The 15,320-nt window shown below is 34.6% G+C and carries 16 protein-coding genes; all 16 read right to left on the bottom strand.

What is annotated here, in order from left to right; translation table 11 throughout:
• The 16 genes from T411_RS0112695 to T411_RS0112620 all read right to left on the bottom strand — a co-directional run bounded on the left by T411_RS0112695 (position 1) and on the right by T411_RS0112620 (position 15,109).
• A complete protein-coding gene (locus T411_RS0112695; protein WP_001880634.1) occupies positions 1–909 on the bottom strand; it encodes a M23 family metallopeptidase in 909 nt (302 codons plus the stop codon).
• An 8-nt stretch (positions 910–917) separates the two neighbouring features.
• On the bottom strand, positions 918–1,391 hold the full coding sequence (locus T411_RS0112690; protein ID WP_000287237.1) for an RDD family protein: 474 nt from the start codon (positions 1,389–1,391) through the stop codon (positions 918–920).
• A gap of 15 nt (positions 1,392–1,406) precedes the next feature.
• Positions 1,407–2,177: an accessory colonization factor AcfC gene (gene acfC / locus T411_RS0112685; protein ID WP_001880633.1), complete on the bottom strand. Its 771-nt coding sequence runs from the start codon at positions 2,175–2,177 to the stop codon at positions 1,407–1,409.
• A gap of 5 nt (positions 2,178–2,182) precedes the next feature.
• The gene (gene acfB, locus T411_RS0112680) at positions 2,183–4,063 is read right to left on the bottom strand and encodes a methyl-accepting chemotaxis protein AcfB (protein WP_000672503.1); all 1,881 of its coding nucleotides are present in this window, start codon (positions 4,061–4,063) and stop codon (positions 2,183–2,185) included.
• 6 nt (positions 4,064–4,069) lie between these two features.
• A complete protein-coding gene (gene tcpJ, locus T411_RS0112675) occupies positions 4,070–4,831 on the bottom strand; it encodes a toxin-coregulated pilus pre-pilin peptidase TcpJ (protein ID WP_000456980.1) in 762 nt (253 codons plus the stop codon).
• Entirely contained in the window at positions 4,831–5,661 is an 831-nt protein-coding gene (gene toxT, locus T411_RS0112670) for a pilus/toxin transcriptional regulator ToxT (protein ID WP_000579582.1), read from the bottom strand. The genes tcpJ and toxT overlap by 1 nt, the downstream gene beginning before the upstream one ends.
• A 206-nt stretch (positions 5,662–5,867) precedes the next feature.
• The gene (gene tcpF / locus T411_RS0112665; protein WP_001269569.1) at positions 5,868–6,884 is read right to left on the bottom strand and encodes a colonization factor TcpF; all 1,017 of its coding nucleotides are present in this window, start codon (positions 6,882–6,884) and stop codon (positions 5,868–5,870) included.
• 9 nt (positions 6,885–6,893) lie between these two features.
• A complete protein-coding gene (tcpE, locus tag T411_RS0112660; RefSeq protein ID WP_000691946.1) occupies positions 6,894–7,916 on the bottom strand; it encodes a toxin-coregulated pilus assembly protein TcpE in 1,023 nt (340 codons plus the stop codon).
• On the bottom strand, positions 7,891–9,402 hold the full coding sequence (tcpT, locus tag T411_RS0112655) for a toxin-coregulated pilus assembly ATPase TcpT (protein ID WP_000020698.1): 1,512 nt from the start codon (positions 9,400–9,402) through the stop codon (positions 7,891–7,893). The genes tcpE and tcpT overlap by 26 nt, the downstream gene beginning before the upstream one ends.
• On the bottom strand, positions 9,392–9,850 hold the full coding sequence (gene tcpS / locus T411_RS0112650) for a toxin-coregulated pilus protein TcpS (RefSeq protein WP_001022337.1): 459 nt from the start codon (positions 9,848–9,850) through the stop codon (positions 9,392–9,394). The genes tcpT and tcpS overlap by 11 nt, the downstream gene beginning before the upstream one ends.
• Before the next feature lie 15 nt (positions 9,851–9,865).
• Complete coding sequence (tcpD, locus tag T411_RS0112645; protein WP_001880631.1) at positions 9,866–10,702, bottom strand: toxin-coregulated pilus protein TcpD; 837 nt, start codon at positions 10,700–10,702, stop codon at positions 9,866–9,868.
• Entirely contained in the window at positions 10,690–11,145 is a 456-nt protein-coding gene (gene tcpR, locus T411_RS1000000120245) for a toxin-coregulated pilus protein TcpR (protein ID WP_000200904.1), read from the bottom strand. Before tcpR ends, tcpD begins: the two co-directional genes overlap by 13 nt.
• Complete coding sequence (tcpC, locus tag T411_RS0112635; protein ID WP_000750977.1) at positions 11,138–12,607, bottom strand: toxin-coregulated pilus secretin TcpC; 1,470 nt, start codon at positions 12,605–12,607, stop codon at positions 11,138–11,140. The genes tcpR and tcpC overlap by 8 nt, the downstream gene beginning before the upstream one ends.
• A 2-nt stretch (positions 12,608–12,609) precedes the next feature.
• Positions 12,610–13,062 carry a toxin-coregulated pilus protein TcpQ gene (gene tcpQ / locus T411_RS0112630; RefSeq protein ID WP_000742752.1) on the bottom strand — a complete coding sequence of 151 codons (453 nt, stop codon included), beginning with the start codon at positions 13,060–13,062 and terminating at the stop codon, positions 12,610–12,612.
• On the bottom strand, positions 13,062–14,354 hold the full coding sequence (tcpB, locus tag T411_RS0112625; RefSeq protein ID WP_001234007.1) for a toxin-coregulated pilus minor pilin TcpB: 1,293 nt from the start codon (positions 14,352–14,354) through the stop codon (positions 13,062–13,064). Before tcpB ends, tcpQ begins: the two co-directional genes overlap by 1 nt.
• A gap of 80 nt (positions 14,355–14,434) precedes the next feature.
• Positions 14,435–15,109: a type IV pilus major pilin gene (locus tag T411_RS0112620; protein ID WP_001176378.1), complete on the bottom strand. Its 675-nt coding sequence runs from the start codon at positions 15,107–15,109 to the stop codon at positions 14,435–14,437.
• Positions 15,110–15,320 lie beyond the last annotated feature (211 nt).

The raw sequence follows: 15,320 nt of genomic DNA, 5'->3' as shown, positions 1-15,320 counted from the left end.
TTATTGTGCATTGAGATTCGGATTCATTGCAATCCGGATCTCAATGTTAGTCAGCAATTCATCCCATTTGATTAATGGTACTTTATTAGTAATTTCAGAAAAATTATCGTAATTCCATTTTATAAATGGGTGAGGGTCTAGGGATTTACCGAGGAAACGGATTTCATAGTGTAGGTGTGGCCCAGAGGATAACCCAGTATTTCCTGAGTACGCAATTAATTCACCTTTTTTGACAAAATCCCCCTCTTTAACCGAGAACTTATGCAAATGAGAGTAACTACTACTAAATCCATAAGTATGCTGAAGACGCATAAAATTACCTGAACCCTGGGTACTGACTCTTATCGCTTCAACAACACCATCTGCTGGTGAATAGATTGGTGTGCCAATAGCAGCAGGGAAATCAATTCCATGGTGAATCTGCTTAACTTTGGTAACTGGATGCACACGTTCACCATAGCGAGATGATATCTTTGCATCAGGAATAGGAAAGCCATTAGGAATCTCATTCAACACAGTTTCTTTCATATAGCTACCAAGTTGCTCTGTAACAGTCACCATATCGATCGATTCAGCGCTATGTACAAAAGATTCTAATCTTTCTAAACGATTGATAGCTAACTCGTAACGCTCTTGCTTTGAAAACAAATCTTCCATTAGTTCAGATGAAGAACTGTTAATTGATGATATTTTGTTCTCTAAGAAAAAGGTCTTATATTCATTTTTTATCTGACTTAGAAGAGAGGAACTCAATTTCATGTCAAAATTAAAAATCAACATAGCTATTGCCAAAAAAAACAACATAATAAAACAAAAAGTCAAATGTAAAAACACTCTATGTCTGAATTTTATGTTAAATGTTTTTGAACCAGATATAGATAATAATGTAATCCTAAGTGTCTTATTCATTTTAAATATTACTGAGTACTAGATGGCAATTTTATTACGATGGTCTTTGCGATTTTATCATGCCATCCTTGATTTTTTTTGTTAAAGAAAATCCAGAAAAAGCCGATGAAAAAGCCTAACAGACTAATATAATATGACAAATAACGAATTATAGATTGCTTAAATGTCAACTTATTAAGAGTATGCTCATCAACAACTTTTAATTTTAAGAGCATCTTGCCAGGTGTTGCAGATTTAAAATTCCAAAATAAAATAGTAATGCAAAGTGATAAAGATAAATTAGCGATATCGACGTATCTACTGTTTATTGCAACATCCACATCAAAGACATTAAATATAAACAAAATGACAGCTAGAATTAATACCGATAGCACTAAACTATCAATCAATGATGCCCATAGTCTATCCCAGAAAGTAGCATAAATAACACTAACTCTTTGATTCATATTAGTTCCTACGAAAAATTTCATAGGAGAGTACATGTACTCTCCCTAAAATCACTTAAACCAGCCATAGTGCTGAAAGATTGCTTCAGCGTCTTTGCTTTTTGTTAGATAATCAAAAAAGTCAATCGCTTCACTAGATGGATTTTTGGCAAGAACAACGTTGAAGTCACGATAAATACGATATTCATCCTCCATTCTAACCATATCGCCGATTGTTGGATTAGCTATGGCCCAATCGACCCATGTAATCCATGCATCAATATCTTCACCATCAACAAACGCCTTACGCGCTGATCCACTATTTGGGGCAAAAACGTGAATATTAGATCTAAATGCCTGGAGTTTCTCAACATTTTTCATTCTACCAACTGAATCTTCCCAAACAGCAGTGCCCGATGTATTACTTACACCTGCTCCATCATTTACGACGATTCCGATACCAGGCTTCAAAAGATCAGCCATACCCTTAATATTTTTCGGATTACCTTTTTTTACTAAGATAATTGCTTCACGCATGAATACAGGATGAATATTAAATTTTGAAAATCTTTCACTATGTCCTTCTGCAATAGCTAGAGCAGAATGTTCTGATGCACCGAATAAAATATCAGCATTTTTTTTTGCTTTGTCATTCCAAGTAGCTTGAGGTCCAAAAGTAATATTAACGCGTTTTGATTGTGATTTTTCAAAACTTTCTGCAACTTTAATCAATGGCACATGTGGACCACCAGGTCCATAAAGATTAACATCCGCAAAAACACTCGTAGAAAATGATAGTAAAGAAATTAATAAAAATCGATTCTTACTTTTCATGAAATACATCCATATTAAATGATAAACTTACTGATTAAATCATCTTGATGACCAATCAGTGCTTTTTGAGAATAAGCCTGTTGAGAAATCTTATTACCCAAACTTGATAAGGTATCTGCTTTATCTTTTATAGAAATAGAGTTGCTGTTTATTTCCTCTGATACGTGACTTTGTTCGTAAGCAGCTGTAGCTACTTGATTTGTGATATCAACAATTTGTATTACTGATTGACTAATATTGTCTAAACATTGTTTTGAATCAGCTGATATAGTCATAGTTTCAGAGGCAATATTAAAACTTTCATCCATAACATGAACGGATAGCAAAGAGTTTTCTTGTAATATATGGATAATACTTCCTATATTTTTAGTAGACTCTTGTGTCTTTATTGCTAGGCTGCGTACCTCATCAGCAACCACAGCAAAACCTCGTCCATTTTCCCCAGCTCGTGCAGCCTCAATTGCAGCATTAAGAGCAAGAAGGTTTGTTTGGTCAGCAATATCATTAATAGCCTTCAAAATAACATCTATATTTTGAGTTTGGCGATTAAGATCTTGGATAACAGATTTCGTCTTATCCAACTTCTCAACTAAATTACCTACACTTTCGGTAACAGAAGAAACAGCACCGACTCCTTCATTCACTTGACCGTTAATCTTAGATGTGATCTCTGATGCTTCGGATGTAATTTGTGCAATCTGATTAGATGTTGCCACCATCTCATTCATTGAGCTAGCTAGCATATCAAGTTCACGATACTGATCAGCTACGCTATTATTGCAAACTTCGACTAGCTCTTGTGTTTCAGTAGTTATGCAATTTATTTTTTCTGAGTTCATTTTAACCTCCGACACAATAGATTGCAGATTACCAACAAAAATGTTAAAGGAATTTATTATTTTTGAAAACTCTTGATCCGTACTATTCGGGATACGAACCGTAAGATCAGCACTGCCCGATGAAATATTTACCATTGCATCGGTTAATTGATGCAATGGCTTCAGCATTAACCGCATAGTAAACAACAAGATAGCAAAGAAAACACTTGCTAAAATGACGGCAGTAAATATACTATTGTTTCTCAACGTGATAATATCAGAGCGTGCTTTATCATGGTCGATAATAGAAACAAGATTCCAATCGCCAAAGTCTGACATTTTGATGAATACATCGTAATTTACCCCATTTTTATCTTTCGTTTTTGACTCACTTACCGATAGAGGGAAGCTATCAAAGTCTCCAAATAAATTTTTACCCGATATATCATTTTTATTACCGAAAATTATTTTCCCACTGTTATCAACGATAAAAATCGTGCCGGCATCAAATGGATTGTAGCTTTTAATTAATTCCTGAACGTCATCTAGTGGTATATCAAAAAATATAACTCCTGTTAAATCGTTTTTATTATATATTGGTGCACTTGTTGTCACCATTAACTTCTCTGTAATGAGATCGACATACGGCTCAGACAAACTAAAGGTATTCAATTTTTTTGCATTTAAATACCACGATCGAGTCCTTGGATCGAATCCTGTAGGCACTTTAAAGTTTGGGTCATTAGTAATGATCTCTCCTGTTCTTTCATCAGCATATCCGAACAATTGAAAAACATTTGAAAGATGATTGACATCAACATCCTTAAATTTACTGAGAGGGGATTCCCCCTCCAGTAAATTTTCATAAATGTCGATAACAGATTTTGACACATCGACCTTGGACTCAATAGAAAGATTTATTTTATCTTCCAAAGAGTCTAGCGTTTCAGAAATAGTATCTTTTATCGTACGATCAAGATATTCATTGGTTCCATGCATCTGAAAGTAAGTAAGGATAGATGAAATAGTAATTATAATTGATGTAAAAATCATTAGTAACTTGATAGAAAACTTCATTTTAGCTCACATTAAACGGATTGAAAAAAAAACAATTACAAAAGAGATAATAATGCTTGGTCCAAGAGGGATATATAAGCAATACCGACATGAGACTCTAGCAAAAAACCAATGAATAAATGCAATAATCGAGGACAGCAAGAATAAATATGGTACAAACTCAACACCGATAAGAGTACCAATCGCAGTATAGAGCTTTATATCTCCACCTCCCATCACATCGATTCTTTTGAATAACCGAACAATGAAATTACTCACATAGGATATGATGAAAGCCGCAAAACCACCAATAATAGAGCTTTCAACTGTTAATGCTGGATTTTGCTGCACATAAATAAATGCCAACATGAATATCGGATACGTAAGTAAATTTGGCAATAGCATAGATTTAAAATCAATTACAAAAAGATTGAATAAAATAAAGTAAAGCCCGAGCAATACGAACGAATCAACCCAGTCAGTTGATAACCAATATATTGGAAATGCGATTATAAAAAATGATAACTCGACAATAAAATAACTTAATGAAATTTTTTCATCACAATGTCTACACTTACCATGAAGTAACAAATAACTTAACAATGGAACATTATCATACCAACTGATTTTATTTCCACATTTAGGGCACATGGAACGATTTGAATCGATGTCATAAAAAAAATGATTCTTTAGTAAAATTTTTCTTGGTAGACGATAAATCACAACATTACTAAAACTACCCAAAATCAGTGATACAATCGAAAATAGGATCAAGTAAACGTATTCCATTATTTTTCTGCAACTCCTGTCAACATAAATAAATATTCACTTGGTGCTACATTCATGGTTGACTTAAATACTGTAGAAAAATATGAAACGCTAGCAAACCCAGACTGATATGCAATCTGTTTTATTTTGAATTCACCGGTTTTCATTAGTGAAATTGAATATGATATTCGAATGCTATTAATTAATTCTCTAAACTTTACTCCTCGAGACTCTAGTTCTTTTTTCAAAATCATCCGATTCGTTCTTAATTCACCACAAATATCTGCCCAACGCCAATTACGCGTAATATCACTTTTTACTAAACATGAAATTTTCTCCATAGCATCAAGATCATCAGTAATAAATATAGAGTTATATTTTTTTTCTACTTTCGAGAAGAACCCTGAAAAAAAAACTTTTAGGAACTCATCTGAATAATTAATTTCTCTGAAACCATTTACCACTTCAGAAAGGACAGCTATATCATTATGTTCACAATTCCAAAGTAATAGATCTTTATTTTCACTATATAAATTCCTTATCATGAGATCACCAAGAATGTAAGATTTTAGTGAACGTATAAATGAATCACTTATTGTAATTACAGAAACATTTATATTTTCATCTGATAATGAAGTCAAAGAAAATCGCTGAATAGAGTTTTTCTTGAGTAAGATAATTGAACTTGAATTTATCTCATAACTAACCAAGCAATTTTTATCTATAAGCTTTGCAATTCCACTATCTATCCAGAACATTTTGTAGTCGTTTATATATAAGTTATTGAATATGTAAGTATCAAATTTACTCATTCTATATACATTAGTTTGAAAAGATTTTTTCCCAATCATTGCGTTCTACTCTGAAGATATATAAATAAACGCAGAGAGCCATCCACGTAAAGTTATCTTAAAATCGAAGTTAATATAAAACTACATAACAGACATAAGAACAAGTTACAGACGTATTACATAAGAAAAACATAAAGTAACTCATGTTATTTTATGTTTTTTGAGATAAGATAACAGCCACGAATGTGGCTGTTATCTTATCTATTTTATTTAAAGTTCTCTGAATATGCTTTGCTATACAGTTTCACACCACTTCCATCTCCTTTAGTTAATAATATTTGCGTTTTATAATTAGAATTTGAGAACATAGTATTTGACCACTTGTAACCATTATGCATGTCATTTGTAGATACATTATACAACTTCTTACCCGTTAAGTTGTTACTAGGCTGATATGGTTTGACAGTTTCTTCATAAACAGGGTCATAGATAACTCCTGTTTCTGCATGTGGAACTCCAACAAGAACCTTAAACTGCACATCCCACAGATTGGTATACCCGTGCTTACTTAATTCATTTACGTCATATTCTAATACTGCGATCATTGCACCACCAGGTTTTAAACGACTAAGAGTCCCTTCATAAACTTTGATATGAGGATAAATTTCATTGGGAATTGCATTAACTACAGAAGTTGTACCCATTAGTCCGCGTTTAGAAACAATAGCTGGTAGTTTAACTGGAGTATTATCTGGAACACCACCAACATTCACAATATCATATCGACCATTTTCTTTTGTAAGAAATCGACCTGTAATATACTCTTGATTAAGTGCCGTAGACAATTTACCTTCATTAGCATAATTAACTAGTGTCTCAATTTGATCCCTTGTCGGTATTTCCCAATCGAAAGTCGTTTGAGCAAGATAAAAATCTATATACAATTTCTGTAAACTATCATAATCACCAGCTAAAAGCCGAGCAGAGAAATCTTCTTTTGTTCTTGTCTTAGCACCGTCAGATTCTGTCGATGGGTATGCGTCATAAAACATATCTTGAGAGGTTGGAAAAGATACTTTCACACAGTTTTCAAGATAATCTCTACTCATACCGATTTTGATACACTCTAAATAAGGGTATCTAAGGTGCTCACTCCCCCTTGAATCCGTAGCTTCATTAGACGTAGCATAAACCGTACTGGTTGAACTATAATTATCATTAAATGCAAATGAGTTAAATGATGTAATCATGATTGATAACATTAAGGTTTTTTTATATCTCATATATCCTCACTATAAAGATGAACTTAGTTTATCAACGAGCGAAAAGATCGCACCGAAGATCCAAATCACAGACAACGCCAACGTTATTAGTGAAATATTTTTCATTACCCCTGCTAAAGTGGCAATTTTTTTATGTAGATTTATATTGGCTTCAATAGCTAATTTTTGCATTACATCCGAAAAATTAGGTAGTTCTGAATAAACAGCCATTGTCAGGAGCATTTTTTTATCTAGTAAATTGGTGTCGAGAGCCTGTTTGTAGTCTAGCCCTTCTTGCATGTTAGCTTTCATTCTTTGCAAATGTGAGGAGAGCCAGCGTGTCGTTTTATGATCGACAATGTCCAGACCTTCTTTAAATGGGACTCGACTATCTAGCAACATGGACATATTGGCCAAAAATTCTGTTGCTGCAATATGCTTTACAAAATTAAAAGGTGGCAGCTTATCTAAAAAACCATCTCTGAAATTCCCTGTAATGTTTTTAGACATAAAAACTAAAATCGTAATGAAGATAGCGACAAAAATAAGAACTTTGATCCACAAGCCTTCATACAATGAAAATCCAAGGTTATAAAGTGCTTGGGTAACACCGGGCCACCGGCTCACAGGAAGTACAGACTCAAATGTGGGAAATACTTTTACTGAATAGCCAGCAATAACAACCATAGTCACGATAAGCATCACGCTAGGCGTGATCATAGATGAGATAGCTTTAGATTTGATCTCATCTGCATCGATAATGTTTTTGCGTATTGCAGCAATACCACTCGAAATCTTACCTGAGTTTTCTGCAACATTAATCATCAAAACTTCTTTATCTGGTATTAGTCCAGTTAAGGCATCCGTTAGTGATGAATTACTTTTCATCCTATCCTTAATTAATTCAATGGATTTAATAAAATTCTTATCATAGATGCCCACTCCCTCATTTTGTATTTTATTTAATGCATCATAGAGTGGGATATTATCATTCAATAAGTCCACAAGCATTGAATAAAGTTCTAGCCTATACTTCTTGGAGATAATTTTCATATATTATATTTTCATCCTCATGATCTAACTGACCGAAATGCAGCATAAAATATTCGTGACACACTTTACCTTTTAAAACATTGTAATAAGCTTTATCTTTAATGCTGAAGCCTTCACCAAGACCTTTTTTTCCAGTTTTTATAAAGCGTCGCTCCCGATATTTACGATAAAGGGAAACCCAGTTTTCACTCGCCACTAGCTCTAAATCTTCAACTGTTGGGACTAATGTTTCTAATAAAAGCAGCCTTCCTTTAAACCCAGAATGATTACATGCCTCACAGCCATTTTCATTCGCGCTAAATACAGCACGCTGATAACGTTCATCAACAAAGGAAACTTTACAACTTGGGCAAAGTTCGGGAATTAATTTCTGACTTGTAATACCAGCCAGAAATCCAGGTGATGCTATTTTGTCAGCCTTCATCCCTAATCCTGAAAGTCTTTGTAAAACAGAAACAACAGAACCTGCATGGATGGTCGTAAGACAATAGTGGCCACTTTCTACAGCACTTGATAGAGCCTCAACGGTAGGTTTATCACGAATTTCACCGATCATAATAACGTCCGGATCTCGACGCATCGCTGAACGTACCGCATCAGCAAATGGGTTCTTTGTTTTATCATCATTATCGGCAACAATTGAGCTTTGCTGTGCTCCAGAAATTAAATACTCGACAGGATCTTCAACGGTGACAAAACATCCTTTTCCCTTATATTTATTAAAGAAAAGTAATTCTATATACTTTTTCAAAGATGTTGATTTACCAGAACCTGTTGTTCCGGAAACAATGAACAATCCATAAGATGTATTTAGAATTCTTGCAATCGCATCGGTATCAGCCTCGTTATACCCAATATCTTGATAGTTTGTACAAACAAAATTATTTGAAGGATAGATAATACGAACTACCGCATGATAGTTTTTCCCTCCCTCACCAAATAAAGGCATATGTGCGTAACGAAAGCGATATGCCTTTTCGTTGATCACAAGAATAATATTTGCATCTTGAGGTAGTTTTCGGTTCCACGTCGTTTCTTTCGTTGTTGCCATCACATTGTATAGAACAAACATTAGCGAATCGGCTTCTGAACTTAATATTTCTCTATAGTCGATCATTGTGCCATTCACACGGAATTTTATTTTACAAATCCTATCCTCTCGGATGAAGTGGATGTCACTTGCACCATAAGCTGTAGCAGATGATGCAATTTTCATTATATCTTTTTCTATAAAACTTAAGTCTTTAGCTTGCTGCTCGGTAACAAGATTCGCTATTAATAATTTATGATTTGCATCTGAAACTAAGAAATACTTATAAACTTTATCTTTCTTCAGAAGATTGACCCGAAATTTTGTATCGAATTCGAGAAGAGTTAATACCTCACGCTCTTCATCGAATTTCTTACACATTAATCTCGAGTCTTTAAAGAAAAACTCCTCACGATCTATATCAATACGACTTAAATACTTTATATCAATTGACATCGATTACCTTATTGCCCTTGAAAAATTGAATTTTATTTTGGTCTTCAATGAATTTCCAACCATTTACAAAATCACCATTAACCAATGTGATAAGTTTGCCATTAAGATTGAATGTATATTTTTTTTGTTGACCATTGTTAACCAAATAAGCCAATTCCACTTTGAGCTCTTCTTCTATATGTTCGATACTTTTTTGTAATTCTTCTGACGATTTTACTACAGGCTGAGGAGATAAAACGGGTGCAGACTTATCTATTTTTGGCATTCTTGCATTGCGAATCTCGCCACTCAGCTCTGTTATTTTCTTTTCTAACTCTAGTATTTCGATTTTGTTTTTTAAATCAGTTACACTTTTGTAGTGCTCTTGAGATTTTTCAAATTCGTTAGCAGCAACATTAAAACTTAACGATAGAAAAGCAATTGAAATAAATGATAGTTTGATATTCATTTCTCTAATCCCACCTTAATAGCAGTAATAATTTAACTTGGATTTAAAACTTGAATTTTGCAAAGAGATAGACGTAATCATCATACTATTATTCATAATATTTTTCATCAGACCCAAGTTTTTCTCTGGCATATTTTCAATTTCAATAGAACCGAATTTAATGTCACTATTTTTTACCCAGTCATAACCCGATATTGAAGTTACATTCCTAGGAAGATTTATTTTAAATTTCACCTGTTCTTTCATTAACAACTGCAAATTATACAGTTCAGAAAGTTTTGTTGAGCACTGTTCAATGATATTTTCACTCTTATCTCTCTCTTGCTCAGTGAGATCTTTGAGATAAATAGAACGAAAACCAGATATATAATCCACATTTGCAAACTGGAGCTTATTCTGGTCGAACTGTGGTTTTATAACAGCTCCATTTCGATTCATTTCTAAATAAGTAAAGGTGTCAAAGCTTCCTCGTTTAAAGGCTAAATTACAGTTAACATTACAGTCCATTACATCTAATAACCAATTATTTACCCTGAAAAAATCGATATCAGATCTGAGTACATCATAAAAACCAGTTAGCGCTTGGTAATCAAGACCTTCAAAAGCCGATTTAAAATCTGACAAATAGGTTTGTTTGTCAGAGTTCTCTTTTTGAATTTTCTGTAATCTTGCCTGCTCTAACTTTTTCGTTTTCTCATTTTCATAGTATAAATAGGCTCCACCTCCCAGTATTGATAAAACTAAAAAAATAATTGCCACTAACAATTTTTTATCAAGCTTTATATTTTTTATATTAATACTGAAATTGCTTCCCTTCTTCAAACTGCTAATCTTCATAATCACATTAACCAAAATACGCCGATACTAATTATTACAATAGCAATGAATCCAATAATAAACACTTTATTATTTTTGACTTCATCTTCAATCAGTTGTGCATCCAACCTTCGTGCTTTTATTTTATTTAGCTCATCTGCTTTAAGTTCTACTGTTTCAAAATCAACTAATTTCTCAACGGATATATCATTATCATTAAGAAAATCCAGACATTGAATATTGACGCCTTGATAAATGAGGATATCTTTGTAATCATCTGATTTTACTAATACATTATTCATTCCTTCTTCCATGAGAATATAAGGGATAAATGGATTAACATCAGATATATCTTCTTTATCTTTAATAAATACGTACTTATTTCCATTAGTCAATGTCAAACGATATTTTTTTTGGTATCTTTCTACATCTAAGTTAACATATCTAAAATCTGACTCATGTAACCATATGCTAGTCATATATATTTACTCTATTACTAGCAAGATCATTGGTTTTGTAACTGCTTGCACCAACAAGCACAGCAATATAACGAGCCGATTTCTTATTTTCAGTACCACCACCTAATAATTGAACACCATTACTATTCTGAATGTAATTATCCTTAAATAGCATTGCTAGGCGTACTTCACCAGGATTCATCGTTACGGTATTCATTGATTCATTTTCATCAACTGTTGGTAGAGTAATACCTTGTGCAGTACCAATAGACACTAACTGTTTTCTTGAAAAGCCAGACGATATTTGAATTCGTCCATCATCTAAGATTTTCGGCATAACCATCATGCTAAAACCTGTTACTAAGTCAGAAACTTTGACAGTTCTCGTTTCCTCATCAGTATTGGTATCTTTTGTTGTTTCGATTGAGGATATATACTTCGAGTTTGTAGTGACATTTAGTGGCATTACTCTGTTAGGGATACCGATAAAATGCCCCTCATGCATTACTTCCTGTGATAACTCATTAACCACTGCATCTAATCTTGCTGAGGCAGAGCGATATGAAGCGCCTAATCCCCCCCCTACTTGACTTAAAGAGATCGCATCGACCATATCACTGGTAATACTGTATTTCCCTGCATTTTCAATACCAAATTTGGCAGCTAACTGATTTAAGCGTTCTTCACTAAGAGAAACCACTCTATAATCAACCGCGATTTGCATCTTGCTCTCATTGATCAACTTGTCAAAGAAAGTATGTAACAATAAAAACTTATCAGGTCGGGCTTTTACTGTAACTAGTGAATAATCTTCAAAAATTGTAAATTTTCCAGTTTCACCTAAGGATGCACTTAAAAACTCATCGATTTTTTTCCAACTATTAGATTCTATAGCGGTATCTGCAGTACCTTTTAGACCACTTGATGTGCCACTGGTACCCCCAATCTGCATTGACGAGCTAAATTTATTATCATCAAAGTATTGCTGGAGGTTAAAAACTTGATTTTTATAATGATATGCCTTAACTAAGTTATTATGACCAAATTCAAAGTGCATGTTATATGCACTACTTAAATAATCAAAAAAACCAGCCAGAGGTCCTGAGTATTTTATTTTCTTCGCCGATGATGAGCCTGATGACTTTTTATTCTCTTCCGACTTTTCATCTTCTAACTCATCTGAGAATACATACTGAATATTATATTGCTTAGAAAGTCCATCAAGAACATCGATTAACTCAATCGGTGATTTACTTTCAAACTCAACATACTTACCACTGAACTTAATGTCATGCTTCGGCACTTTTCTCTCACTTAAATAGGCACCAGAGAGAAATTCAATATTTCTAGATTTCGCTTCGTTTGAAGACTTACTTAAGTTGATGACATTTTGCTCGCTAGCCAGATTGTCTTTTAGCAAGTTCGTATTAGAACAACCGGCAACCAAACCGATAACAAGTGTACTGATTATTGTTTTTTTCATACTTATCTCACTGAATAGACGACAATAACTTTATTTTTTTGAAATATTTTAAAGTTAATGTCTATGCCAATTTGGTTAATATCGCTAGCCAACTCAGTTAAAACTTGTTCAAAGTCTCCTTCATAAGCCACAGCATTATCGAACTGAACCGTTTTCTGTGTATTCCATTTCACAACATAACCGTGTAAATCAGCCCAAGATTCCAATTTATCTTTTAATTGATCATAAGGTGTCACAAACAAGATTGGTTCTTTTGACGTGCTTTCTTCTTGTTCGAACTCTTCGGATTCAATAAACGTTTCTGCATATCGATCTGAATGATAAATTTCTGCGATTAAATCAACTGAGGACTGTTCTGCAATCTGCTCATTTGTTTTGTGCATCTCTCCTTGTGCAAAGGTTGGCCCGCTTAATATGAGCGCGATGCATGCACCTATGTAATAGTTTTTTTTCATTAATTTTCACACCATTGAAACGCTATAAAAGACAATGATTTAGGGTTTCGTAATAACGATCCAGAATCGATACCTGAAGTAGGCAATATACCGGACTCGATACCAATCGAGGCGGTTACATCCCATACCTTATTCGTTAATGTCCAGTTCAGTGATATACCGGATAGAAGCGCATGCGGTCCTTTGCTACCATCCTTTTGGGTTGTGCCTTGAGAATCCTTAGCACTCTCTGAACTAAAGTTTGCATTCTGTCCAGCAGTTGAAAATGAACTCACCACCGCGGCAAAACGATTATTTAAACCTGTTGGGCATTCAATAGCGTTAATGGTTTTAGCCCGCCCACCATCTTGAAAAGTCTCATAAGTCGAAACCACTGGTGTTTTTGTTTTACCATCACTTTCAAATGATAGGCCTTTCGCACTGACCACATCTATCTGTTTTAAATCCAGTTCTGTTTTATTTCCAACGGTATCGTACCGAACCGAGAGACAAGACTTTGCACTACCTGCCGCCGTATCCCAACACAACTCACTATCTTCTAAAAATGCAACGGAACCATCACGTTGCATTGCTATTTCTCCGGTTTGAGCAAGACTGACCGCCAACGCCAGAGTTCTATCTTTCGTCGCTTTTAAAAGAAAATTTTCGCGAGCGGATGGATTTTCTATAAATTCTTCATAGCTAATAGCATTTGACTCAAAATACCCGACACGATCAGGTTCTATTAGAACGATTCGATAGTCTTGTGCGCTAAATCCTTTTTTCTTGGCCTCACTGATAACATAACCCGCAGCATCGCCAATAAACGCTCTTTCCATGCCTCGATATTGAAAATAGCTGACGACTTGTTTTATTTGTCGTTGAATTTCCGGGTTGGAAGGATGTACATAGGTTGAGAATTCAAACTGACTCCCAAAATAGCTTAGATCACCTTTCCTATAATCTGCATCACAAGCAATAAACTGATCTTGTAAATCATTATTATTACCCGTTGTCGGTACATCACCTGCTGTGGGGCAGTTTTCAAGCTTTAACCATTTCAAATCCGCATCTTTAAATTCTTTTGCCTTATTATCTTTGAGTATTGGGTTAGTACGATTATTAATTTTACTTAAAGAGGCGTAACGCTGGATTTGAGATGACAACTCAATAACATCAAATGCGTTACTGGATTTAATCATGAGTTCAGCTTCCCGCTTGTAATAGCTCCCAGCAGCGACCAATGCCATCCCTAATACGGCAGAAGCCAGAATCGCCTCCAATAATCCGACACCTTGTTGGTATTTTCTCATATTGATACCACATTGAATTTAATAAGTTGCCCATTATTTAATGGGCAACGTTAAGATTAAGTTAAACAAACTTATTTGAATTAGCTGTTACCAAATGCAACGCCGAATGGAGCAGTACCTTTACATAATTTCTCAACGTGAGTGATGTTCGTTAGATCTAAATTCTTACTAGCGGGAGCGATAGATTTGATCACACCAACGCCTGTCTCAGCCGCTGCTGCAGAATTCTCAAAATCACCTAGATCTGCAAGTGCTACTGCGCCACCAGCTTTGATTGCAATATATGGGAACATATCACCGACACTGGTAATAAGTGTCTTGCATTGAGCCTGTGTCAGACCATCCACTGAAATTGCAAATGCTTTATTAGCTGCTGCATTACGCGGAAATGAAAAAATATTCATATTTGTACCAATGAATGGGTTTTTTGCCTCATCGGATGATATTTTACCTAAACTAACCAAGCCTGAAGTTAGCTTACTAGCAGCTGTCGCATCAGCTGTTGCTGGATAATTACCTAGACCACGGTATGTCTGTGTCAGTGCAACTTGGATACTATTGAGACTTTGCGCGGCCTTGGTCATATTCTGCGAATCAATCGCACGCTGCGCCAGAGTAACAACCCCCGCCGAAACCACCCCCATAATGCCTAGAACGATGATCACTTCGAGTAATGTCATACCCTCTTGACCGGTTTTCTTATCGTGTTCTTCTTTTACAAATTTCTTCTTAAAAAGCTGTTTTAATAATTGCATATTTATGTAACTCCACCATTTTACTGTCTTTAAAGGAAATGCGTCGCTTGGTCTTTTTTAGATAACGTAAGCAACACGCACATTTAACCACACAAAGTCACCTACAATTGACAGATGTCATTTTTTGCTGTGTTTTTTTATTTTTTTAATAACACACTTGCATTGAAAGAAACACGAGTAACATTCACGCACAAAATAAATCAGACACTAA

The organism is Vibrio cholerae ATCC 14035, assembly GCF_000621645.1.
GTDB lineage: Bacteria > Pseudomonadota > Gammaproteobacteria > Enterobacterales > Vibrionaceae > Vibrio > Vibrio cholerae.
This window is presented reverse-complemented; position numbering and strand designations above follow the sequence as displayed.

Excerpts from the sequence above, each read along its gene's own strand:
- T411_RS0112695 (WP_001880634.1), bottom strand. The coding sequence starts at position 909 with ATGAATAAGACACTTAGGATTACATTATTATCTATATCTGGTTCAAAA.
- T411_RS0112690 (WP_000287237.1), bottom strand. The coding sequence starts at position 1,391 with ATGTACTCTCCTATGAAATTTTTCGTAGGAACTAATATGAATCAAAGA.
- acfC (WP_001880633.1), bottom strand. The coding sequence starts at position 2,177 with ATGTATTTCATGAAAAGTAAGAATCGATTTTTATTAATTTCTTTACTA.
- acfB (WP_000672503.1), bottom strand. The coding sequence starts at position 4,063 with ATGAAGTTTTCTATCAAGTTACTAATGATTTTTACATCAATTATAATT.
- tcpJ (WP_000456980.1), bottom strand. The coding sequence starts at position 4,831 with ATGGAATACGTTTACTTGATCCTATTTTCGATTGTATCACTGATTTTG.
- toxT (WP_000579582.1), bottom strand. The coding sequence starts at position 5,661 with ATGATTGGGAAAAAATCTTTTCAAACTAATGTATATAGAATGAGTAAA.
- tcpF (WP_001269569.1), bottom strand. The coding sequence starts at position 6,884 with ATGAGATATAAAAAAACCTTAATGTTATCAATCATGATTACATCATTT.
- tcpE (WP_000691946.1), bottom strand. The coding sequence starts at position 7,916 with ATGAAAATTATCTCCAAGAAGTATAGGCTAGAACTTTATTCAATGCTT.
- tcpT (WP_000020698.1), bottom strand. The coding sequence starts at position 9,402 with ATGTCAATTGATATAAAGTATTTAAGTCGTATTGATATAGATCGTGAG.
- tcpS (WP_001022337.1), bottom strand. The coding sequence starts at position 9,850 with ATGAATATCAAACTATCATTTATTTCAATTGCTTTTCTATCGTTAAGT.
- tcpR (WP_000200904.1), bottom strand. The coding sequence starts at position 11,145 with ATGACTAGCATATGGTTACATGAGTCAGATTTTAGATATGTTAACTTA.
- tcpC (WP_000750977.1), bottom strand. The coding sequence starts at position 12,607 with ATGAAAAAAACAATAATCAGTACACTTGTTATCGGTTTGGTTGCCGGT.
- tcpQ (WP_000742752.1), bottom strand. The coding sequence starts at position 13,062 with ATGAAAAAAAACTATTACATAGGTGCATGCATCGCGCTCATATTAAGC.
- tcpB (WP_001234007.1), bottom strand. The coding sequence starts at position 14,354 with ATGAGAAAATACCAACAAGGTGTCGGATTATTGGAGGCGATTCTGGCT.
- T411_RS0112620 (WP_001176378.1), bottom strand. The coding sequence starts at position 15,109 with ATGCAATTATTAAAACAGCTTTTTAAGAAGAAATTTGTAAAAGAAGAA.